Origin of the sequence: Leucobacter sp. USHLN154 (genome assembly GCF_037145595.1) — a bacterium.
GTDB classification, from domain to species: domain Bacteria; phylum Actinomycetota; class Actinomycetes; order Actinomycetales; family Microbacteriaceae; genus Leucobacter; species Leucobacter alluvii.
The window spans coordinates 203,849-226,541 of the sequence record NZ_JBBCXF010000005.1 but is presented as its reverse complement, the minus strand read 5'-3'; the positions used below and the strand labels follow the sequence as shown (position 1 = coordinate 226,541).

Genomic DNA, 22,693 nt, shown 5'->3' with positions numbered 1-22,693 from the left:
CCTGCGTCGCGCACTGCTCACCTCGTCCCACCTGAGAAAGGACCCTCGATGACCCTCTCCACCACTCCCTCCCCGCTCGGCCGCGTCCTCATCACCGGCGGGAGTTCCGGGCTCGGCGCCGCCGTGGCGCACGCCGTCGCTGAGGCGGGAGGCACCCCGGCCATCATCGATCTCGACGTCAGCGCCTGGCACGATCGCGCGGTCGCGCAGGCGGCCGACGTCTCCGACCGCGCGCAGGTGGAGTACGCCGTCGCCGCCATCGCCGAAGAGCTCGGCGGCATCGACGCCGTCGTCACCGCCGCCGGCATCGACCGGTGCGGTCGGCTCGAAGACGTGGACGCGACCGAGTGGGAGCGCGTGATCGGCGTGAATCTGCTCGGCACCGTATCGACGGTCCGCGCGGCGCTGCCGCACCTCGAGCGCGTCCACGGCCGCGTCGTGACGATCGCGTCTTCGCTCGCACTCCGCGCGCTCCCCGAGGCGACGGCCTATTGCGCCTCGAAGTTCGGGGTGCTCGGCTTCTCGCGAGCGCTCGCCGCAGAGACCGCGGGTCGTCTCGGCGTGACCACGTTGATTCCCGCCGGGATGCAGACGTCATTCTTCGACGATCGACCCGAGCAGTACCGGCCGGCTGCCGACGCGCAACTCAACGATCCGGCCAACGTCGCCAGAGCCGTGCTCTTCGCCCTGCAGCAGCCACCGCGATCCGAGGTTCGCGAGCTCGTGATCGCACCGGAGGACGAGCCGTCATGGCCGTAGCCCGGTGGCCGGAGCGCGCGCGACCCTCAGCGCGCGCGCTCCGCGAGCAGTGCTCGGGCGTCGGCCAGCACCGCTTCCGTGCTGACATCGGCGACGAACGAGTCATCGTGCTCGCATCTCGGCGCCGTCCATCCCACCTGGGTGCTGTCGCGGCCGCACACCGGGCAGTTCGTGGTCCACGACAGCTGCACCCGGTGCTCCCCCCGCCCCATCGGGCCGGCGTTGAGCAGGTTTCCGGACCAGAAGACCGACGCGGTCGACGTTCCGACCGCCTGGGCGAGGTGCCGGGGGCCGCTGTCGTTGGCCAGGCAGAGGTCGGCCGAGGCGAGCACACCGGGAAGTTCGTCGAACGAGAGCTTCCCCGCGAGATTCAGCGGTGCGGCAGCAGCTCCGGCTGCGACAGCCGCACGGACGAAGTCGTCCGCGAGCCGCTGCTCGGAGGCGTCGCCGATCACCGCGACCCCCGCGCCGGAGCGCGACAGCTCCGCCGCGACCGCGCCGAAGCGTTCGACGGGCCAGCGGCGCCGCGGATCGGTCGCCCCGGGGTGCACGACCACGATCGGGCCGTCGGCTTCGCCCAGGCGGGCTCGGCCGAGCTCCACCCCTTCGGGCGCGACGATCACACGCGGTTCGAGATCGACGGGGGCAGCGCCCGCCAGCGCGGCGACCTCGAGCCATCGCATCACCTCGTGCTGGTAGTAGACGTACGGCAGCGACCGCTCGAGCGCGAGCGCATCATCGGTGCGCGTGCCGATCGTGCACCGGGCGCCGAGACCGGCCACGAACGGATTCGAGAAGCGGCCTCCTCCGTGCATCTGAGCGGCGAGGTCGTAGCCCGCTCCGCGCTGCTCGGCGATGAAGCATCGCAGCGCCTCCGGGTCGACCGGTGCCCCGCTCGGTTCGTAAACGCCCTCCGCCACGGGCAGCCGCACGATGCGGTGCGGTGCGCCGACGCGGCCGTCGAGCAGTCGCGCCGCCGGCGTGCCGAGCAGCGTGATCTCGGCTTCCGGGTAGGCGGACGCGAGGGCCGTGATGGCCGGGAGCGCGAACAGCAGATCCCCGATACCGCCGCCGCGCAGCACTGCGATCTTCCGCACCCCGTCGATCTTCTCGCGCAGCGCACCGACGATCGGTCTCCTCGGGATCACCGCTGGCCCTGCAGCGTGGTCGGCGCCCTCCGAGGTGCGGTACGGGTCGTGCGGCATGTGTTCCTCCATCTCGCGATGACGTGTCCGGTATCCGGCGCGCAACGCGCCTGCTCTTCTTCTGCCCGCTTCGCCCCGGTTTCAAACGGACCGGTCATCGTTCCCCAGGAAAGGCGGTCGTGATGAACACGCTCGACAGCATCGCTCGCATTCGGGCGCGCCGGCCCCGCATCGCGGTGCTCGGCGATTTCTTGCTCGATCGATGGTGGCACGGCACCGTCGACCGCGTCGCTCGCGAGGCTCCAGCGCCCGTCGTCGAACTGGCCGGCGCCCGAGACCTTCCCGGCGGCGCCGCGAACACGGCGCGCAATCTGGCCGCGCTCGGGGCGGACGTGCTGGCCTTCGGCGCCATCGGCGCGGACGAGCCCGGCGATCGCCTCCGGGAGGGCCTGCGCGACGCGCACGTCGACGTCTCCGCGCTGCAGTGCGTCGACGGAGCGCGCACCACGACGAAGGCGCGCGTGTCGGTCGCGGATCATGTGCTCCTCAGACTCGACGACACGCAGCGCGAACCGTGGCCGGCACGCGTGCGGCACCGGCTCGTTGCCGAGTTGCGCGAGGCGGTGACCCAGTGCGATGCACTCGTGATCTGCGACTACGGCGCGGCCCTGCTCGACGACGCGATGATCGCCGAACTCGCCGAGCTGCCGCGAGCGGCGCTCCTCATCATCGACGCGCACGACCCTGCGCGCTGGTCCGCGCTCCGGCCCGACGTGATCACCCCGAACGCCGGCGAGACCGAGCGGCTGCTCGGCAGGCCGCTGGGCGCGGGTGAGGCACGCGTCGGGGCGGCCATCGATGCGGGCGAGGCTCTCCGCAGCCGGAGCGGGGCCCGGTCGGTGGTGGTCACGCTCGACCGAACGGGCACCGTGCTGCTGACGGACGGCGCCCGGCCGCATCGAACGCGGGCCCACGCGGCCCCGGAGCAGCAGGCGTCGGGAGCGGGCGACGTGTTCGTCTCCGCCCTCGCCGTCGCACGCGCAGCTGATTGCGAGCTCTCCGCTGCCGTCGACCTCGCACAGCTCGCCGCAGACATCGCCGTCGAGCGCACGGGCACCTGCCGGTGCTCCCTCGACGAGCTCGAACTCCGTGCGACGGCGGCACCGGATCCGCAGATCTCCGTCGCAGAACTCGCACGGCGCCTGGACGCGCATCGCAACGCCGGAGCGCGCATCGTGTTCACGAACGGATGCTTCGACGTGCTCCACCGTGGGCACACGGCGTCGTTGAAGCAGGCCCGTCGTCTCGGTGATGTGCTCGTCGTCGCGTTGAACAGCGACGATTCCGCGCGACGCGTGAAGGGCCCTGGGCGGCCGGTGAACGGCATCCGGGACCGGGCGAATGTGCTGTCAGAGCTGTCCTGCGTCGACTACGTCACGGTGTTCGACGATGAGACGGCGTGCGCGACCATCCGCGAGCTGCGCCCGGACGTGTATGCGAAAGGCGGCGATTACACTCCCGAGATGCTGGAGGAGGCCGCGGAGATGCGTCGCATGGGCGGGGAGGTCGTGATCCTCGATTACGTCCCCGATCATTCGACCACCGAACTCATCGACCGGCTGCGTACGACGGCCGAAGCATGACCATGTTGGAACGGAGGAATGCTGTGCACCGGAACGCGCAGACGCACCGGAGGCGCGCGCGCCCCAGTCGGCGCGGTGCCGCGCACTGGGCGCGCCCTGCGGCCCAGCAGACGATCGAGATCGACGTGCTGATTCCGACCGCCGATCGAGGGCCAGAGCTCGCCGTCACGCTCTCGGGGCTCGCGGCGCAGGACAACCCGCCGTTCCGAGTCGTCGTCAGCGACCAGTCCGAGGAGCCCGTCGAGCAGGTTCCCGCCGTGAGCGCGATGATCCGCGTGCTTCGAGCGCAGGGCCGCGCCGTCGAGGTGCACCGCCACCTGCCCCGCCGCGGGCTGGCGGAGCAGCGCGACTTCCTGCTGAGCTGCGCAGCCGCGCCGCGGGTGCTCTATCTCGACGATGACGTGTGGCTGGAGCCCGGCTCCCTCTCGAGACTCGACGCGTCCCTCTCGGAGCAGCGCTGCGGGTTCGTCGGGTACGCCGTGCAGGGGCTCTCGTTTCTCGACGACCCGAGGCCTGACGAGCTGAGTGCGTTCGAACCGTGGCCGCCCTCCGGCGTGCGCCCCGAGTACGTGCGCCCCGATACCCCGGAGCACGAGCGCTGGCCGCTGCACAATGCGGCGAATCTCGCGCATCTCGCGGCCCGTCTCGAACTGCAGGACGATGACCGCCTCGCCTACCGCGTGGCGTGGATCGGAGCGTGCGCGCTCTTCGATACCGCGGCCCTCCGAGCGGCCGGCGGCTTCGCCTTCTGGCGCGAGCTGCCCGCGCACCACGTGGGCGAGGACCGCGTGGCGCAATGGCGGGTCATGGAGCGCCGCGGCGGCGCGGGCATTCTGCCGAGCGGCGCGGTGCACCTCGAAGCGCCGACGTCCATCGTCGATCGCCGCATCGAGGCGAGCGATGAGCTGTTCCCGGAGTCGGGATCCTCCCGGCCCGAGCCCCAGAAGAAAGGAGACGACATGTCAGCATCGAGCAACCCCATCGAGGTGCAGCGATCCCTCGGAGGCGTCGACTACCCCGCCGACCGGTCGGCACTCGTCGACGCAGCACGGAACTCCGGCGCCTCGGACGACGTGGTACAGGCCCTCGAGGGTCTTCCCGACCAGACCTACGATTCGCCCACCGCGGTCAGCGAAGCGCTGAGCGACTGACGACCTGTCCCGGCGGGCCCGCGCTCAGCGCGGCGCCCGGCGGGCCAGCAGGGCGAGCAGGCACTGCTCGTCGACGCTCATGTGCGCCTGGGGCTTCATCTTCTCCCGGGCCGTTCGCAAGCGCTCCCGAGCTGCGGCGTCCTCCGCCAGCCCGAGCACTCTCGGGTCGATGTACGAGGATTTCGTGACCGCTGGAGTGTTGCCGAGCCGCTCCGCCGCGGCGCGGACCGCATCCCTGACGGCAGCCGCAGCGCGCTTCTGTGTGCGAAACGCATCTTCGTCGTGCTCGAGGAGCGACGAGAGGGCCATCCGACTGCCGCCCCACGTGCGAAAATCCTTCGCCGTGAACTCTTCGCCCATCACGCGCTTCACATACGCGTTCACATGCTTGCTCCGCACCTGCCGCGACACTCCCGTGTCTTCGAAGAAGCGGAAGACCTCGTCACCGGGAAGCTCTTCGAGCCGCGCGATCAATCGCGCGATTCTCGGATCCGACACTCGGCGCGCATGCCGTTTTCCGCTCTTGCCGACGAAATCGAACCGCACCGAGCTCCCGGTGGCCTCGATGTGCTCCTCCCGGAGCGTCGTCACGCCGTAACTGCCGTGCTTCGCTGCGTACTCCTCATTGCCGACGCGGAAGAACTCGAGGTCGATGAGTCGGATCACGCACGCGACGACGCGTTCTCTTCCGAGGCGTTTGCGACGCAGATCTCGGTCAACGCGGGCGCGCAGCTTCGGAAGAGCGGTGCCGAACCTGCCCAGGCGGGCGAACTTCTCCCGCTCGCGACGCTGTCGGAACCGCGGGTGGTAGATCATCTGCGTGCGCCCGGCAGCGTCGATGCCTCTGGCGAGCACCTTGGCGGACGGCCCGCGCGCGATGCGCACGTCCGTCCACGCCGGAGGGATCGCGAGCGACTCGATCCGGGCGATCTCCTTCGCGGCGGTCACACGGCGACCGTCTCGCCGATAGACGAAGCCATCCCCGTCGACTTCCCGAGTGATCGGGCCCCCACGACCGCCGCGACGGCCCGATCCGCTCATCGGCGCTCCTGCACCCCGGACGCACGGTAGAGGTCGAGCAGCCCGGAGACGCCGCCCTCGCGAAAGCTCGCGAGCTGCCGTTGCGCCGGGCCGCCGAACGTGCGGAGATCGCCGAGATACTGCTCGACGCGCTGGGCGTCGCCGAAGCGCTCCAGCGATCGCTCGGCGAACCCGAACATCTCGTCGAGGACCGCGGCCGCCGGATGCGCGGTCCCGCGCACCGGGTCGATGATCGCGGAGGAGAGTCCATCCCGCGCGGCCATCCAAATCGCTCCGTTCACCAGACCGGGAGTGACGCGCTCCTCCTCGCGGCCGTGCTCCGCGTCGTCGAGGATGCGGTCGACCAGTCCTCGCACGAGCAGCGCGAACGAGACGGCCGCTTCCGGCTCGAGCTGCGCGTCGGCGATGCGCAGCTCGATGGTCGGGAATCGCTCCGAGAGACGCGCGACCCAGGTGACGATGCCCGGATCGATCAGAATGCCCGTGTCGACGAGGCTGGCGACCGTCCGCTCGTACTCAGCCCCCGACGAGAACTCCGGCGGGTACCCGGCGAGCGGCCACGCCATGCTCTTGATATGGCGCCAACTCGCGAGCCCCGTCTCCTCACCGCACCAGATGGGTGAGTTCGCCGAGATCGCGAGCAGTGCCGGAGCCCAGCGAGCCAGCCCCCGGAGGGCGGCTACGCCGGCGTCGCGCGACGGCACCGACACATGCACGTGCGTTCCGGTGACGTACTGATGCGCAGCAGCGGCCCGCAACTCGGATCTGATCTCGCGGTATCTGGCCTTCGGGGTGACCGAGCCCTCGTGCTCTCCCCCGACCGGTGGCAGGCCCGTGCCCGCGAGCACTGCCCCCACATCCGCTGCAGCAGCACCCGCGATGGAGCGGAAGCTGCGCAGCGCCTCGTCGGCCTGGCGCGCTTCCGTGCAGACCGGCGACGCGGTTTCGAGTTGGCTGGAGAAGAACTCGCGGTCCGCCTCGCGGCGCAGCTCCGGCCGCCGCTCCACGATCTGCGCTGCGCGATCGATGGGGGCGCCCGTTTCGGCGTCGAGCAGGAGGAACTCCTCCTCGACGCCGAAGCTGCGGGTCTCGGTCTCGGCAGTTCCCACGCTCAGACGGCCTCTCCGGCGTCGAGGTCGGTCTCGGTGTCTTCCGCGCGACGCGCGGGAGAGGATGCGACATCCTCGCCGAGTTCTTCGAGCGCTTCTCGGGGATCGTCGGTCGTCACCTCCACCGCTTGCTCGTCATCTGCCGACACGAGCGGGCGATCCTCATCGCGGTGATCGGTCACCGTGAGGTCCTCGTCCCCGTCGATCTCATCCGTTGGCTCCCAGATTTCGGCCATGGCCGTCCCCTTCCTTCGGTGGTGCTGTGCTGCGGTGCGGGCTCAGACGGCCGTGCCGTCGCTCGGTCGAGCGACCGAGCCGCGCCACGCACCCGATTCGAATCCATTCGATTCGAGCAGACGGGCGAATTCCTTCAGGTCTTTGCCGACCTGAGCGTCGTCGAGCTGCAGTGCAGCGCCTGCGTGCTCGACGAAGCCCTCTGGCTCCCAGTCGAGCTGCAGACGCACTCGCGTCTTGTTCTCATCGAGTCGATGGAAGGTGACGACACCAGCGTGCGACGGTCCGGAGATGCTGTTCCACGCGACGCGCTCGTCCGGGACCTGCTCCGTGATCTTCGCGAGGAAGTCGCGTTCGACGCCTGCGACCTTGACGCGCCAGTTCAACGTAGTCTCGTCCACCTGCTTCACCTCTTCGACGCCGCCCATGAATGCCGGGAAATCTTCGAACTGCGTCCACTGGTTGTAGACGGTGCGGATGGGAAGGTCGATATCGATGTCGCTGCTGACAGTATTCATCTCGGTGCACTCCTATCGTCGTGTCGAAGAACCGATCATGGTTGATCATCGATTCACTGACGAGCGTATTGCTCGGCGCCCGATGCTGTCAGCGGGGTTGATTTCGCAGGCGCCCATCAGTATTCGCACGCGCTCGGTCCGAGGCGAGCCGTACTCGCACGCGCTCGGCGAGAGGCGACTCAGTCGGAGCCGATGACGATGCCGGTGCGCAACTCGACGAGGCGCGCGAGCACCGCCGCGACGGCAGCCGGGTCTGGCACTCGGCCCGTGGCGGCCGTCTCCCCCTCGCCGACTTTGATGCCCAGATCGTCGGGACCGAGCACCGCGAACGCGTCTTCATCGGTGACGTCGTCGCCGATGAAGAGCACCGGCCCCGGCGGAAGCGCCTCGCGAATGGTCTGCAGCACCGTTCCCTTGTCGGAAGCGCGTACCGAGAACTCGCGGACCTGCTTGCCCTCACGCACGTGCAGCCCCTCCGCGACGCCGAATTCGACGGCCGCAGCGAGCAATTCGCGGCCGTACTCTGGGTCCGCGACTTCCCGCGTGTGCACGGCGACGCCGAACGGCTTGCGCTCGAGGCGCACGCCGGGCTCGGACCCGAGCACGCGCTCGAAACGCCGGGTGATGCGATCGAGTCGATCGGATTCCTCATCGGTCGGCTCCCCCGAGCCGTTCGTCCCGACGACTCCTGAGACATCGAATCCCGTGAGCTCAGAACCGTGGGACCCGGAGACGATCCACCCCTCGCTGCCGGTGCCGGTGTCGGCCAGCCCGCCCAGCGAGCGCCCGGTCAGCAGGGCCACGCGCACGCCGGGCGCAGCACTCAGCATCTCCAGCGCCTGCCGCGCCCTGGGCAGCATCCGCGCGTCCTGCGGCCGAGGCACGATCGGAGCGATCGTGCCGTCGAAGTCGGTCGCCACGAGCAGTGATGACGCCGTCGCGATGCGCCGGAGCCGGTCACCGACGCTGCGCGGGACGAACGCCTGCGGCACCAGCGAGACCGGTCCGGTCGCTCCCTCGGCCGTGCCATTCGCCTGCGCCGTCGCCCGGGTCTCGGAGATCGAGGTCATCGACCCGAGGAACGCGGAGGCCCAGTGCTCGACGTCGTTGTCGTGCACTGCGCGCCGCATCCCCTGCATGCGCCGGCGCTGCTCCTCCTGCGGCATGTGCGTCGCCCGGAGGAACGCGGCCTTCAAGCCCTCGATGTCGTGCGGATTCACGAGCAGCGCATCCTTCAGCTCATCGGCGGCGCCCGCGAACTCGCTCAGGACGAGCACGCCCTGCTCGTCCTCGCGACAGGCGACGTACTCCTTCGCCACGAGGTTCATCCCGTCGCGCAGCGGCGTGACGAGCAGCACGTCGGCCGCGAGATACAGCGCCACCATCTCCTCGCGGGAATACCCGCGATGCAGATACACGAGCGGAGAGTGGCCGATCGTGCCCCGCTCGCCGTTCAGCCGGCCGACGGTGAGCTCGACCTCATTGCGCAGCTGACGGTACGCGTCGACCTGCTCGCGGCTCGGGCTCGCCACCTGCACGAGCACGATGTTCGATGCATCGATCTCGTCGTCGGCGAGCAACTCGTCGAACGCCTTCAATCGGTGACGAATGCCCTTCGTGTAGTCGAGCCGGTCGACGCCCAGCATCACCGTCTTCGGGTCGCCGAGTTCGGCCCTGATCTCGCGAGCGCGCTGCTGCGTCTCGGGGCGCCGCGCCACCTCGGCGAACGCCGCTGCATCGATCGAGATGGGGAACTCCTGCGCGAGCACCGTGCGCCCCGGGGCATCCGGCGTGGCCGGGAGCACCATCGTGTTGCCGAGCGCCTGGGTGTGCGTGTAGCGCTCGGCGATCGTGCGGAAGCTGATCGCGTCGGGAACGCGCTGGAAGCCGATGACGTCCGCCCCGAGCAGCCCTTGGATGATGCTGCGACGCCAGGGCAGCTGCTCGAAGAGCCCGCGCGGCGGGAAGGGGATGTGGAGGAAGAACCCGATCGTGAGATCGGGGCGCAGCTCCCGCAGCATGGCCGGTACGAGCTGCAGCTGGTAGTCGTGGATCCAGGCGACCGCTCCTTGAGCCGCGGTCTCGGCCACGCGCTCGGCGAAGCGTCGATTGACCTTGACGTACCGGTCCCACCAGTGACGGTGATACTCGGGCGGCGCGATCACGTCGTGGTAGAGCGGCCACAGGGTGCCGTTCGAGAACCCCTCGTAGTAGCGCTCGACATCGTCGTGCGAGAGCTCGACGGGCTCGAGCCGCATGCGGCCGATCTCGAACGGCTCGATGTGCTCGTCCTCGCTCCCGGCCCACCCGACCCAGACGCAGCCGAGCTGCTCCACGATCGGCTCGACGGCCGTCACGAGACCGCCCGGAGACGTGCGCCAGGACGTCGTCCCGTCTGCCGCCACCACCCGGTCAACGGGCAATCGGTTCGACACCATCACGAGCTCGCGCCCTCCGGTCAAATCCTGCATTCCGGTCATCGCACCTCCCAGCGGCTTCATCCGAAGTCTACTCAGCGCCCGCCGTGCGCGCTCCCCCTTGACGCGCGTTCCGCCGGCATGGAAACCGCCGACCCCGCGGGGCATTACAGTGGTCGGGTGAACCGCTCAGTGACTGACGACCGCGTCCGATACCGCGCCGATCCCTCGGTGCTCACCGCACTGCGGTCGCCGCGCCTGCTGACGCGGGAGGCCCTCGCCGGGTTGGTCGTCGCTCTCGCCCTGATCCCCGAGGCGATCGCTTTCTCGGTCATCGCCGGCGTCGACCCGAAGGTCGGCCTCTTCTCCTCGTTCATCATGGCCATCACCATCGCCTTCGTGGGCGGCCGGCCGGCGATGGTCACCGCAGCGACCGGGGCCGTGGCGCTCGTGATCGCTCCAGTGGCTCCCACCTACGGCATGGACATGTTCATCGCGACGGTCATCCTCGCCGGTGTCTTCCAGATCGTGCTCGCCGCCTGCGGCGTCGCGAAGCTCATGCGCTTCATTCCCCGCAGCGTGATGGTGGGGTTCGTGAACGCTCTGGCGATCCTCGTCTTCATGTCGCAGCTGCCCCACCTCATCGGCGTGCCGTGGCTCGTCTACCCGCTCGTCGTGCTCGGCATCGCGATCCTCGTCGTCTTCCCGAGGATCACGAAGGTCGTGCCGGCGCCGCTGATCGCGGTCATCGCCATCACCGTCGTCGTCGTCTCCGCGCGCATCGCCGTCCCGACCGTCGGCGACCAGGGCGAACTGCCGCGGAGTCTCCCCGAGCTCTTCATCCCGGACGTTCCGCTGACGTGGGAGACCTTCACCATCATCGCCCCGTTCGCGTGCGCGATGGCGCTGGTCGGGCTGATGGAGTCTCTGATGACGGCGAAGCTCGTGGACGAGATCACCGATACCCACTCGAACAAGACGCGCGAGAGCTGGGGCCAGGGGGTCGCGAACATGATGTCGGGCATCTTCGGCGGCATGGGCGGCTGCGCCGTCATCGGGCAGACGATGATCAACGTCAAGGCATCGGGCGCGCGCACCCGCATCTCGACGTTCCTCGCCGGCGTCTTCCTGCTCGTGCTGATCGTGGCGCTCGGCGACATCGTCGCGCTGATTCCGATGGCCGCGCTCGTCGCCGTCATGATCATGGTCTCGATCGGCGCGTTCGACTGGCACTCGATCGCGCCGGCCACGCTGCGCCGTCTCCCGCGCAGCGAAACGCTCGTCATGGTCGCGACCGTCGCACTGGTGGTGGCGACGCACAACCTCGCGATCGGCGTGATCGGGGGCGTACTGATCGCCTCGGTGCTCTTCGCCCGCAGGGTCGCGCGCGTGGTCGACGTGCGCCGCGAGCTGCGCGACGAGCACGGTGTCGCCGGCGCGATCGCGCACTACACCGTCACGGGCGAGCTCTTCTTCGCATCGAGCAACGATCTGACCACGCTCTTCGAGTACCACAGCGACCCCCCGCGCGTCGTCATCGACCTGACCGCGGCGCATGTCTGGGATGCGTCGACGGTCGCCGCGCTCGACGCGATCGAGACCAAGTACGCGCAGTACGGGGCGGCCGTCGAGTTCGTCGGCATGAACCCAGACAGCCGCACCATGCACGAACGATTGACCGGAGAACTCGGCGGCAGCGTCTAGGCCGCTCCCCCGGCTCCCGCTGCCCGCGAGCCGAAATGCGCGCAACCCGGCAATTCCCGGGGTGGTGTGGCAAGCTGCCTGTCACTGGACTGAAGAGGGGCGGCCGCCATGTCGATGACCGAACTGTCGCACGAGCCGGTCCCGGCCGCACCCGCCCAGGCAGTGCCTCCGAGCGTACTCGCGCAGCGCATCGGCGATACGCTCGCGCAGGTCATCCAAGGTCAGCGAGGGGTGATCGAGACGGTGGTCACGACCGTTTTCGCGGGCGGCCACCTCCTCCTCGAAGACGTTCCGGGAGTGGGCAAGACGACGCTCGCGACGGCCCTCGCACGATCCATCAGCGCCGATGCGCGCCGCATCCAGTTCACATCGGACATGCTCCCGACCGACGTGACCGGCCTCTCGGTGTACGACCAGGAGAGCCGTCGCTTCCAGTTCCACCCCGGGCCGATCTTCGCGAACATCGTGATCGGCGACGAGGTGAACCGGGCCACGCCGAAAACGCAGTCCGCGCTGCTCGAAGCCATGGAGGAGCGGTCGGTGACGGTCGACGGCAGCACCCACCGCCTCCCCGACCTCTTCGTCGTCGTCGCGACGCAGAACCCGCAGGACATGGAGGGGACCTTCGCGCTCCCGGAGGCGCAACGCGACCGTTTCATGACGCGCATCTCGCTCGGGTACCCCGATCCCGCGTCCGAGCTGCGCATGCTGCTCGCGAAGTCGGATCAGGATCGCCGCGACGTCTTCCCGCCCATCGCATCGGTGGAGGAGGTGCGAGCCGCGCAGCGCGCGGTCGCCAGCGTGCACCTCTCCGCGGAGGTCGGAGCCTACATCGTCGACCTCATCAATGCGACGCGCGGGCACGGCGGCGTCGCGCTCGGCGCCAGCCCGCGCGCCTCCGTGCACCTGAGCCGGATGAGCCGGGCGAGGGCAGCCGTGCTCGGGCGCGACTTCGTGTCACCCGACGATGTCGCCGCCCTCGCGACGACGGTGCTCTCGCACCGCCTCGTGCCGCGCGGCAGGTTCGCCCGCGCCGACGAGGCCGCACGGGCCGCGACCGAGATCGTCGAGGAGATCGTCGCTCGAACCCCGCTCCGGTGATGCGCGACAGCCGCGCGGAATCCCCGGGCTGGTCGGCAACGCTGACGCCTCGCGGCTGGGGGTGCGCACTCGGCGCTGGTCTGCTCGGGGCGAGCTGGTACGCGATCGGCCTGCGCGATGTCTGGTACCTCGCCTGGTTGCTCGCAGCACTCGTCGTCGTCGCACTCGCCTGCGCCCTGGTCAGCGGTCTGCTCGCTCGCTTCGACGTGCGGGTTCGACTCGACGAGCCCGCACCGTTCGTCGGCTCGATCGTGGTGTGCACGGCCACCGTCTCCCACCGGCTGCCGTGGACGGCGTCGGGTCACCTCGTGTGGGATGCGGCCGGCCGGCAGGCTTCCGCGCCACTGCGGTGGGTGCGAGGATCCGATGCCGTCGGCGTCTTCGACTGGCACGCGAGCGCGCGAGGGCCGCAGGAGGTGCGCGTGACCGCCGTCGGCATCGTGGACCCCCTGGGCCTCGTGCGATTCGACGCACAGACGCACGCCGTCGCCCCGGCGACCGTCCTTCCCCGCGCCCTCCCGGGGCTCCCCGAGCTGCTCGAAGCCGAGGTGACCGCGTCGTTCGGCGGTGATGCGGGAACCGCGGCGAACGGCATCGGCGACGGGGGCATCGGCGGAGGCGCGCTCCGCGAGTACCGTCGTGGTGACGCCTCCCGGCAGATCAACTGGAAGCAGAGCGCCAGGCAGGGCGAGTGGCTCGTGAACCTCCCCGAGCCTGCGACACGCTCCGAGCGGGCGCTCCGCCTCGACTGCGACGCCGACGCCTACCGATCGGATGCAGAGTTCGAGGTCGCCGTCTCGGCTGCCGCCGCGATCGTCATCCACTGGGCGCGCTCCGGCCACGTCGTCGAGGTGCGGTGCGCGGGGCAGCCTGCCGCGATCAGCGGAGACGTCGACGTGCTGCTGCGAACGCTCGCAGCAGCACGGTGCGAGGCCGACGACGACGCGGACGAGGCGACGGCGGAGATGCTCCCCGAGATCGTGGTCACCGGGATCGTGCACCGCCGGCTCATGCGCGCTCTCGAGATGTCTGCGGCCGGCGGCACGCTCATCACAGTGGGGGCCGCGCAGGGCGCGCTGCCCGGCGCCTGGCGAGCGCTTCCGGTGCGGGAGCCGTCATGAGTGCGCTGCGGCGCGCGGGCCGCGGGCCGGCCGCAACCGGGCGGAGTGCGGCCCCGCCTGGCACGGTCGCGGCAGACGATGGCATGTCGCCGCCTCGGTTGTGGATCGCCGGAGGCCTGCTGCTGCTGCTCTGGATCGTAGCGCTGTCGGCGCTCACCCGCGTGTTCGTCTGGGGATCCTGGTGGCCGTCCGCCGTCGGCATCATCGGAGCGACCATCGCGGCCGCCTGCGCTGTGCGGGCCGGGCGGCCGAAGCGCGGCGCTCTGGCTGGCATGACCGGCTTCGCAGCCGGCCTTGGAGTATGGGCCGCGCTCCTCGTCACCAGCGGCCGGGCCGTCGACTGGTGGATCGAACCTGCCGCGGTCTTCGAGCAGGTGCAGGTGCGCATCGTCGGAGGTTCGGCGCCGCTCGTCGTTTCCGGACCGCTGACCGAGCTGCTCCTCGCGACCGTGCTGCTCGTCGCAGGGGCGACGACCCTGCTGCTCGTACTGACCGAATCTCCGCTGCTCGCCGGAGCACTCGTCGCACTCGTGCTCCTCGTCCCTGCAGCCGTCACCGGAGTCTCGATCGGCATCACCGCGTGGAGCGCGTCGCTCCTGATGCTGGGCCTCCTCGCGTGGGTCGGCTCTGGATCACCGAGGTGGCACGGCATCGGAGCCGGCCTCCTCGCGGGAGCGCTCGCCGTCGGCGCGATGGCCATCACCCCCGCGACGCAGGACCGCGTGTGGAACGACTCGCTCTTCCCCTCACCCGTGTCGCGAACGGTTCCCGACGTGACGCTCGCGCTGGCGGAGGATCTCCAGGAGCGCAGCAGCGCCCCAGCGTTCAGTTTCACGAGCTCGGCTCCTGGGCCGCTGCGGTTCACGCTCGCGACGCTCGCAGAGTTCGACGGCGGGCAGTGGCAACCCCAGCAGGAACTCGCGGCGAATCGCGCCGACGTGAGCCAGGAGCGGTCACCGGCGCAGCTGCCGCCGACCGCTACGGATTCGGCACCGCCCGCGCCCGCGCGCACGGTGACCATCACCATCGACGGGCTGCTGAGCTCGTGGCTCCCGCTGCCGCAATCCACCACCGTCGTGCATCCGAGCCGTGACGGAGACGAGTTCCAGGCCGAGCGGTGGTGGTGGTCGGCGGCGTCCAACACGGCGCAGACCGAACGCGATATCACCCGGCGCGGGTACCGCTACACCGCCGAGGCCGCTCCCCTCGACGCGGGCCAGTTGCCGGCGGACGGGCTCGCCTCGTTGCCGGAGAGCGCAACCGCCCTGATCCGGGACCCGGAGGCCGGCGCACCGATCACCCCCTACCTCGCACTTCCCGATGGGATTCCCGATGCGGTGTCCTCGGCGGCCGCTGATGTGGCCGCCGGGCGAACGAGCCGGATCGCGGTCGGCCGGGCGCTTCAGGACTGGTTCCGCAGTGGAGCGTTCAGCTACGACGAGGCCGCGCCGTATCAGCCCGGCGCCGACCCCGACGATCCCTATGCCGTCATGACGGAGTTTCTGGAGACGCGACAGGGGTTCTGCGTGCACTACGCCGCGACCTTCGCCGTCATGGCTCGAGAACTCGGCGTACCGACCCGCGTGGCCGTGGGGTACGCGAGCCGCGCGGAGGCCGACGAGACGACGGTCGTGCTGGGGCGCGAACTGCATGCCTGGCCGGAGATCTACGTCGATGACCTCGGTTGGGTGGCCTTCGAACCGACACCGGGCGGAGCGGGGGCACTGGCCGACGGAGACGGGGCGTTGGGCGCGGATCCGAGTGACGCGCCGGACCCGACCTCCGCACCGGCGGAGCAGCCGACCGATCTCGCCCAACCGACCGAGGATGCCCCGGATGCTCCCGCGGAGGCGACCGCAGCTGGCGCCGAAACCGACAGCAGCCCAGCGGCGCCGGCGACGCTGCCGAGCATGCTCGCGACCGCAGCCGGAGCACTGCTGCTCCTCGGTGCGGCACTGAGCGTTCCCGCCGCTCGACGGGGCCGGCGCAGACGACGCCGAGTGCGCGCGATGCGCAGCGCCACTGCTCCGGCGTCAGCTGCATGGGAGGAGTTGCGCGATACGGCCTCCGATCTCGGCTTCGACGCGGTCGACGGGACTGCTGCCCCGCGCGCGCAGACCTCGGACGCCCTGCTCGAGCACTGGGAGCGCGCGGGGGTACTCACCGGAGCTCCGGCTCTCGCGGCGCGCAGGATCGCCGCAGCGATGTCGGCCGAGCGCTATGGCGCGGGTTCTCCCAGAGGCGAAACCCCGAGCGACGGCGCGGATGTCTCTGACGCCTCGGACGTCTCGGATGTCTCAGATGACGCGGATGACGCGGATGACTCCGGTCGTGAATCCGACCGCCGCTCCGATATGGAACGCGATCTCGACGCGACCGTCACGGCGCTGCGCGACGGGGCCGGCCCCGCGCGCCGCGCCAGGGCCCGCTGGATGCCGCGGTCGGTGCTGCGCGGGCGACTCGGTGCGCCCGCTTAGACAGCAGCGGCACCAGCACGCTGATTCGCAGCCCTAGGGTGTGCAGGCGACGCAGCGCTCGCGAAACGGGCGCACCTCGAGCTGACCGACGGGAATCGGCTCTCCGCACTGCGCGCACACGCCGTACGTGCCAGCGTCGAGCCGCCGCAGCGCGTCCGCGGCTTGTCGGGCGTCGTCGCGAGCGGAGTCGAGCAGGCCGGCGAGCAGCGACCATCTCGCCGACAACGGCTCGCCGTCGGGATCGTGCTCGTCGTCGTCCACCGCGCTTCGTCGAGCGCTCGTCAACGCGGCGATGTCGTGCTCCAGCTTCGACACGCGCGCGCCGATGCGATCCTGCTCGGAGACGAGCAGCGCCCGAACACGGTCTGCGTGCTCCATGTGCGCTCCTCCCGCCGCTGCCCCGATGGGCCTCAGCATACGACAACGGCCCGGAACCCCGTTGATTTCTCAACGCAGTTCCGGGCCGTTTCCGTCGGGATGACAGGATTTGAACCTGCGACCCCGTCGTCCCGAACGACGTGCGCTACCAAGCTGCGCCACATCCCGATTGCGTGTTTCACGCAAGGAATACTCTAGCGGTTTCCCTGCGAATCACGAAAACGGGGGCGCTCCGGACGTGTCGCCCCTCCCTCCCCTCTGCGAGCGGGGTCACTTTCGGAGCGTGTCGAGCCTCATCGATGAGCAACACGCTCCTGAAGTGACCCCGCTCCGAGAAGTGAGCGTGCGGCGGAGCGGCGTCAGACGGTGAGCGACGCCAGGAGCGCGTCGACCGCGCCCGGCCACTCGCCTCGGAGGCTCAGCGTGCCCACGGGATCGTCCCCGGCGTCGACCGCGACCGCGCGGTGCACGGCGAGCCGAGCGAACTCCGTCTCGGCGATCGTCGCCGCCCCCTCCGAGAGCACCCGCACCGCTGCGAGGTCGGGCACGGGTTCGCCCGCGGATCCGGTGCCCCGCACCCGCACCGAGGGTTCGCGCTCGGCCGAGTTCCCCTCGGCATCCTGCGTGAACTCGCGACTGCCGTGCTCGCCGCGCACGATCGCGCCGGAGAGCACTGCGCGGAAGACCGGATCGCCGATCGCGTCGTACGCCCAGCGCGTACCGAGCACCCCGTGCTCCATGGTGCCGACCACGAAGTCGTCACCGTCGTCCAGCGCGGCCCCGCGGTAGGCGAGCGGCACGTGGTACACGACTTCGTCACCTGCGGTGAGCACGTGCCCCTCGAGGCCGACCTCGCCTTCGGGATCGTCGAAGCGGTAGGCGCCGACGGGCGCGAGTCGTGCGACATCGCCCGCGAACCACGGCTGCGCCGGCAGCCACGCTGCGAGCAGATCGTACTTGGACGGGCTCAGGGTGGTGCGGTGAATGATCGACATGATCCGATCCTACGACCGGCCCTCGGAGCGCGTCGAGCGTCCCGAACAGCACGAGGGCCCCGTCCCGCGCACCTGCGCGAGTCGGGGCCCTCCGGGCGAACCCGTGCTACTTCTGGTTCTTGAGACGCGATGCCGAGCGGGCACGCAGGGTCGCTGCGAGCTCGACCTTGCGAATGCGCACGTTCTCGGGCGTCACCTCGACGCACTCGTCCTCGCGGGCGAACTCCAGGCACTCCTCCAGTGTGAGCTTGCGGGGCGGCGTCATCGACTCGAAGGTGTCCGCAGCAGCCGAACGCATGTTCGTCAGCTTCTTCTCCTTGGTGATGTTCACGTCCATGTCCTCGGAGCGCGAGTTCTCGCCGATGACCATGCCCTCGTAGACCTCTTCGGTGGGCTGCACGAAGAAGCTCATGCGCTCCTGGAGGTTGATGATCGCGAACGGCGTCACGACACCCGAGCGGTCGGAGACGATCGACCCGTTGTTGCGGGTCGTGATCGTTCCGGCCCATTCGCCGTAGCCGTGCGAGATCGCGTTCGCGATGCCGGTGCCGCGAGTGATGGTCATGAACTCCGAGCGGAAGCCGATGAGACCGCGAGCGGGAACGATGAACTCCATGCGCACCCAGCCGGTGCCGTTGTTCACCATGTTCTCCATGCGCCCCTTGCGCGCTGCGAGCAGCTGCGTGATCGCACCGAGGTGCTCTTCAGGCGTGTCGATGGTGAGGTGCTCGTAGGGCTCGTGCTTCTTGCCGTCGATCTCCTTGGTGACCACCTGGGGCTTGCCGACGGTGAGCTCGAAGCCTTCGCGGCGCATGTTCTCGACGAGGATCGCGAGTGCGAGCTCTCCACGACCCTGCACCTCCCACGCGTCGGGACGACCGACGTCGAGCACGCGCAGCGACACGTTGCCGATGAGCTCGCGATCGAGGCGGTCCTTGATCATGCGCGCGGTGAGCTTGTGGCCCTTCACCTTGCCGACGAGCGGCGACGTGTTCGCGCCGATGGTCATCGAGATCGCGGGCTCGTCGACTGTGATGACGGGCAGGGGGCGCACGTCTTCGGCGTCGGCGATCGTCTCGCCGATGGTGATCTCGGGAATGCCGGCCATAGCGACAATGTCGCCGGGGCCCGCCTTCTCGGCCGGGAAACGGGTGAGCGCCTTCGTGAGCATGAGCTCGGTGACGCGCACGTTCTGCACATTGCCGTCGTGGCGCACCCAGGCGACGGTCTCGCCCTTCTTGATCCAGCCGTGGTGCACGCGCAGCAGCGCGATGCGGCCGAGGAAGGGCGACGAGTCGAGGTTCGTGACGTGCGCCTGCAGCGGGAACGTGTCGTCGAACTGGGGCGCCGGCACGCGCTCCAGGATCGTCTGGAAGAGGGGCTCGAGATCCGGGTTGTTCGGCAGCTCGCCGTCGCCGGGACGCTCGTGCGAGGCGGCACCGGCGCGACCCGAGAGGTACACGGTCGGCACGTCGAGCACGGCGTCGACGTCGATGTCCGGGTGATCCTCCGAGAGGTCTGATGCGAGACCGAGCAGGAGGTCCTGCGCCTCGCCCTCGACCTCTTCGATGCGCGCGTCGGGGCGGTCGGTCTTGTTCACCGCGAGGATCACGGGGAGCTTCGACTCGAGCGCCTTGCGCAGCACGAAGCGCGTCTGGGGCAGCGGGCCCTCGGAGGCGTCGACGAGGAGCACGACTCCGTCGACCATCGAGAGCGCGCGCTCCACCTCGCCGCCGAAGTCGGCGTGGCCGGGCGTATCGACGACGTTGATGATGATGGGCCCGCCGGTGGCGTGCTCGCCCTCGTAGGTGATGGCCGTGTTCTTGGCCAGAATGGTGATGCCCTTCTCGCGCTCGAGGTCGTTCGAGTCCATGACCCGATCGTCGACCTCGGTGTGCGCGTCGAAGGAGTTGGTCTGACGCAGCATGGCGTCGACGAGGGTGGTCTTGCCATGGTCGACGTGTGCGACGATGGCGACGTTGCGGAGGTCATCGCGAGTGGCGAGAGCCATAAGTAGTAGAGTCCTAACGAGACGAGTGAGCGTCGGCGCGGCGGGATGCCGGCCACGGAGCGGGATCGCCCCGCGGTGGCGCCGAAAGACGCCGACGCACTATTCTAGCGGGTCTCTTCGTGAACGACCCGCGAATACTGAGTCGAGGCCGGGTGTACGTGCGTGATGCACGGCCCGGCCTCGACGATTGTTTGCCCTGCTGCTGGCGCTACGCACGCACCTTGCGGGCACGTGCGGCCTCGCGCCGGCGACGCTGCTCCGCCGGATCGGGCACCGGGATCGCGGCGAGGAGCTCCTGCGTGTACTGATTCTGCGGGCGGCTCAGCACCTGGGCCGTCGTTCCCTGCTCCATGATCCGCCCCTGCTGCAGCACGATGATGCGATCGGAGACCGCGTCGATGACGGCGAGATCGTGGCTGATGAAGAGCGACGCGAACCCGAGCTCCGCCTGCAACTGCACGAACAGTTCGAGCACCGTCGCCTGCACGGAGACGTCGAGGGCGCTGGTGGGCTCGTCGGCGATGAGCAGCTTCGGATCGAGCGCGAGCGCCCGGGCGAGCGAGGCCCGCTGGCGCTGCCCGCCCGACAGCTCGTGCGGGAAGCGATCGCCGAAGCTCGCGGGCAGGCGCACCGCGTCGAGCAGCTCGTCGACGCGACCCCGCGCGGCGGATTGGCTCGACGCCCGGCCTTGCACGATCAACGGCTCGGCGATGCACTCGGCGATCGAGAGCAGCGGATTGAAACTCGTCGCCGGATCCTGGAACACGAATCCGATGTCGGGCCGCAGCGGCGCGAGCGAGCGCTGCTGCACATCGCGCATCTCGTGGTCGAGCACTCGCAGCGACCCGTCGACGACTTTCGTCAGGCCGACGACGGCGCGGCCGATCGTGGTCTTGCCCGATCCCGACTCGCCGACGAGCCCCACCACTTCGCCGGGTGCGACGGAGAAGTCGACGCCGTGCACCGCGACCACGGCGCCCCGCCCGAAGCGGGAGGGGTACCCGATCTGGGCGTTCTCGGCGACGATGAGGTGCCCGGTGGTGTCGCGTTCGGAGGACTCGGCGACGGCGTCGCCCGCCTCGCGCGCCTGGGTGAGCGATTTGCCGTGGCCGACGTGCGGCACGGCCGCCAGCAGGTCGCGGGTGTACTGCTCCTGCGGAGCGCTGAAGAGCTCGGCGACCGGCGCTTCCTCGATGATCTCGCCGCGGTACATCACGATGACGCGATCGGCGAGGTCGGCGACGACGCCCATGTTGTGCGTGATGAGCACGATCGTCGCACCGAATTCATCGCGGCAGATGCGCAGCAGTTCGAGGATCTCGGCCTGCACCGTGACATCGAGCGCGGTAGTGGGCTCGTCGGCGACGATGAGGCCGGCGTTGAGCACGAGCGCCATGGCGATCACGATGCGCTGCTTCTGCCCGCCGGAGAACTGGTGCGGGTACTCATCGACCCGACGCTCGGGATCGGGGATCCCGACGCGGCGGAGAATGTCGATGGCCTGCGCCCGCGCCGCCTTCTTGCCGATGCGGCCGTGGGCGCGCAACCCTTCGGCGATCTGCCACCCGACGGTGTACACCGGATTCAGCGCCGTCGAGGGCTCCTGGAACACCATTGCCGCGGCGTTCCCGCGCATATCGCGCATCGCGGCGTGGGAGGCGTGGACGACGTCGGTCTCGTCACCGGCGCGAGACCGCACGATCACCGCGCCCGACATCGTCGCGGTCTCCGGGAGCAGCCCGAGCAGCGCATTCGCGGTCACGGTCTTGCCAGATCCCGATTCGCCGACGATCGCCAGCACTTCGCCGGCGCTGGCTGAGAGGCTGATGCCCTTGACCGCGTCGACCGGTTCCCCGTCGGTCGCGAACCGCACCCGGAGGTCGGTGATCTCGGCGATGCGATTCATGATGCTCCCTTTGCCCGGCGGCGCTGACGCAGTCGCGGGTCTGACAGATCGTTGAGGCTCTCACCGACGAGCGTGATGCCGAGCACCACGAGCACGATGGCGACGCCGGGGAAGACGCTCGTCCACCAGATGCCGCTCGTGACATCCGCGACCGAGCGGTTCAGGTCGTACCCCCACTCCGCTGCCGAGGTGGCTTCGATGCCGAAGCCGAGGAAGCCGAGCCCGGCGAGCGTCAGCAGCGCCTCGGAGGCGTTGAGCGTGACGACGACGGGCAGCGACCGCACCGAGTTGCGCAGCACGTGCCGCACGAGAATGCGGCGGGTCGGCACGCCGATCACGCGTGCGGCCTCGACGAAGGGTTCGGAGCGCACGCGCACCACTTCAGCGCGGATGACGCGGAAGTACTGCGGCACGAACACGACCGTGATGGAGAGCGCCGTGGCGAGGATGCCGCCGAACAGCGTCGACTGGCCGCGGCTGATCACGATCGACATGACGATGGCGAGGAGCAGCGACGGGAATGCGTAGATGGCATCGCAGAGCACGACGAGGATGCGGTCGAGCCAGCCGCCGAAGTACCCCGAGACGAGACCCAGCGCGATGCCGAGGAAGATCGAGCACAGGATCGCGGCGGCGATGACGAATAGCGCAGTCTGGGCGCCCCAGATCACGCGCGACAGCACGTCGAATCCCGAGACCGTGGTGCCGAGCAGGTTCGTCGCATTCGGAGCCTGCTGGGTGCCGAACGCGACGCCGTCGACCGACTGCTGCGCCCACCCGTACGGCGCGATCAGGGGGGCGAGGAGGGCCAGCAGCACGAACAGCGCCGTCAGCGCGAGCCCGGTGACGAGCATGCCGCGCTGCAGTCCGACGCTCTGCCGCAGTTGGGTGAGCACCGGCAGACGGTCGCGCACCCGTCGGCCCTGCGGGACGGCGACGGCGAGCGTCGCAGTCGACGGCGTGGGGAGATCTTGCATACTCAT

At 69.8% G+C, this 22,693-nt stretch carries 18 protein-coding genes and 1 tRNA gene; 7 read left to right on the top strand and 12 right to left on the bottom strand.

Annotated elements, in window-relative coordinates; all coding sequences use genetic code 11:
• Window positions 1-48: 48 nt before the first annotated feature.
• Window positions 49-759, top strand: coding sequence for an SDR family oxidoreductase (locus WFH23_RS10815; protein WP_200331427.1), 711 nt, complete (start codon window positions 49-51; stop codon window positions 757-759).
• Between the two features lie 26 nt (window positions 760-785).
• Here the strand turns inward: WFH23_RS10815 and WFH23_RS10810 are convergent, their stop codons facing one another.
• Window positions 786-1,964 carry a glycosyltransferase family 9 protein gene (locus tag WFH23_RS10810; RefSeq protein ID WP_336662508.1) on the bottom strand — a complete coding sequence of 393 codons (1,179 nt, stop codon included), beginning with the start codon at window positions 1,962-1,964 and terminating at the stop codon, window positions 786-788.
• Window positions 1,965-2,086: 122 nt separating this feature from the next.
• Between WFH23_RS10810 and WFH23_RS10805 the strand changes: the two genes are divergently transcribed.
• Window positions 2,087-3,547, top strand: a complete 1,461-nt coding sequence (locus WFH23_RS10805) for a PfkB family carbohydrate kinase (RefSeq protein WP_336662507.1) — start codon at window positions 2,087-2,089, stop codon at window positions 3,545-3,547.
• A gap of 23 nt (window positions 3,548-3,570) precedes the next feature.
• Window positions 3,571-4,698, top strand: coding sequence for a DUF2795 domain-containing protein (locus tag WFH23_RS10800; protein WP_336662506.1), 1,128 nt, complete (start codon window positions 3,571-3,573; stop codon window positions 4,696-4,698).
• Between the two features lie 24 nt (window positions 4,699-4,722).
• Here the strand turns inward: WFH23_RS10800 and WFH23_RS10795 are convergent, their stop codons facing one another.
• The 5 genes from WFH23_RS10795 to WFH23_RS10775 all read right to left on the bottom strand — a co-directional run bounded on the left by WFH23_RS10795 (window position 4,723) and on the right by WFH23_RS10775 (window position 10,080).
• Window positions 4,723-5,739 carry a DNA topoisomerase IB gene (locus WFH23_RS10795; protein ID WP_336662505.1) on the bottom strand — a complete coding sequence of 339 codons (1,017 nt, stop codon included), beginning with the start codon at window positions 5,737-5,739 and terminating at the stop codon, window positions 4,723-4,725.
• Window positions 5,736-6,848 (bottom strand): YbdK family carboxylate-amine ligase, encoded by a 1,113-nt coding sequence (locus tag WFH23_RS10790; RefSeq protein ID WP_200331416.1) that lies wholly within the window; start codon window positions 6,846-6,848, stop codon window positions 5,736-5,738. The genes WFH23_RS10795 and WFH23_RS10790 overlap by 4 nt, the downstream gene beginning before the upstream one ends.
• 2 nt (window positions 6,849-6,850) lie before the next feature.
• Window positions 6,851-7,084, bottom strand: coding sequence for a hypothetical protein (locus WFH23_RS10785; RefSeq protein WP_090150742.1), 234 nt, complete (start codon window positions 7,082-7,084; stop codon window positions 6,851-6,853).
• 42 nt (window positions 7,085-7,126) lie between these two features.
• Window positions 7,127-7,600, bottom strand: a complete 474-nt coding sequence (locus tag WFH23_RS10780) for an SRPBCC family protein (protein ID WP_090150745.1) — start codon at window positions 7,598-7,600, stop codon at window positions 7,127-7,129.
• A 179-nt stretch (window positions 7,601-7,779) separates the two neighbouring features.
• Window positions 7,780-10,080 carry a bifunctional alpha,alpha-trehalose-phosphate synthase (UDP-forming)/trehalose-phosphatase gene (locus WFH23_RS10775; protein WP_090150749.1) on the bottom strand — a complete coding sequence of 767 codons (2,301 nt, stop codon included), beginning with the start codon at window positions 10,078-10,080 and terminating at the stop codon, window positions 7,780-7,782.
• 117 nt (window positions 10,081-10,197) lie between these two features.
• Between WFH23_RS10775 and WFH23_RS10770 the strand changes: the two genes are divergently transcribed.
• The 4 genes from WFH23_RS10770 (at window position 10,198) to WFH23_RS10755 (ending at window position 16,420) form a co-directional block, all read left to right on the top strand.
• Complete coding sequence (locus WFH23_RS10770) at window positions 10,198-11,721, top strand: SulP family inorganic anion transporter (RefSeq protein WP_336662504.1); 1,524 nt, start codon at window positions 10,198-10,200, stop codon at window positions 11,719-11,721.
• A gap of 108 nt (window positions 11,722-11,829) precedes the next feature.
• The gene (locus WFH23_RS10765; RefSeq protein WP_336662503.1) at window positions 11,830-12,822 is read left to right on the top strand and encodes an AAA family ATPase; all 993 of its coding nucleotides are present in this window, start codon (window positions 11,830-11,832) and stop codon (window positions 12,820-12,822) included.
• Window positions 12,822-13,943: a DUF58 domain-containing protein gene (locus WFH23_RS10760; protein ID WP_336662502.1), complete on the top strand. Its 1,122-nt coding sequence runs from the start codon at window positions 12,822-12,824 to the stop codon at window positions 13,941-13,943. Before WFH23_RS10765 ends, WFH23_RS10760 begins: the two co-directional genes overlap by 1 nt.
• Window positions 13,940-16,420 carry a DUF3488 and transglutaminase-like domain-containing protein gene (locus tag WFH23_RS10755; RefSeq protein ID WP_336662501.1) on the top strand — a complete coding sequence of 827 codons (2,481 nt, stop codon included), beginning with the start codon at window positions 13,940-13,942 and terminating at the stop codon, window positions 16,418-16,420. Before WFH23_RS10760 ends, WFH23_RS10755 begins: the two co-directional genes overlap by 4 nt.
• Before the next feature lie 33 nt (window positions 16,421-16,453).
• Here WFH23_RS10755 and WFH23_RS10750 read toward each other — a convergent pair whose 3' ends face one another.
• The 6 genes from WFH23_RS10750 to WFH23_RS10725 all read right to left on the bottom strand — a co-directional run bounded on the left by WFH23_RS10750 (window position 16,454) and on the right by WFH23_RS10725 (window position 22,693).
• Entirely contained in the window at window positions 16,454-16,798 is a 345-nt protein-coding gene (locus tag WFH23_RS10750; RefSeq protein WP_211648813.1) for a TraR/DksA family transcriptional regulator, read from the bottom strand.
• Window positions 16,799-16,892: 94 nt separating this feature from the next.
• A tRNA-Pro gene (locus tag WFH23_RS10745) sits at window positions 16,893-16,966 on the bottom strand.
• 191 nt (window positions 16,967-17,157) lie between these two features.
• The gene (locus WFH23_RS10740; protein ID WP_336662500.1) at window positions 17,158-17,793 is read right to left on the bottom strand and encodes a maltokinase N-terminal cap-like domain-containing protein; all 636 of its coding nucleotides are present in this window, start codon (window positions 17,791-17,793) and stop codon (window positions 17,158-17,160) included.
• A gap of 106 nt (window positions 17,794-17,899) precedes the next feature.
• Complete coding sequence (gene typA / locus WFH23_RS10735; RefSeq protein WP_090150771.1) at window positions 17,900-19,804, bottom strand: translational GTPase TypA; 1,905 nt, start codon at window positions 19,802-19,804, stop codon at window positions 17,900-17,902.
• 208 nt (window positions 19,805-20,012) lie between these two features.
• Window positions 20,013-21,710, bottom strand: a complete 1,698-nt coding sequence (locus WFH23_RS10730) for an ABC transporter ATP-binding protein (protein WP_336662499.1) — start codon at window positions 21,708-21,710, stop codon at window positions 20,013-20,015.
• The gene (locus WFH23_RS10725; RefSeq protein WP_090150777.1) at window positions 21,707-22,693 is read right to left on the bottom strand and encodes an ABC transporter permease; all 987 of its coding nucleotides are present in this window, start codon (window positions 22,691-22,693) and stop codon (window positions 21,707-21,709) included. Before WFH23_RS10725 ends, WFH23_RS10730 begins: the two co-directional genes overlap by 4 nt.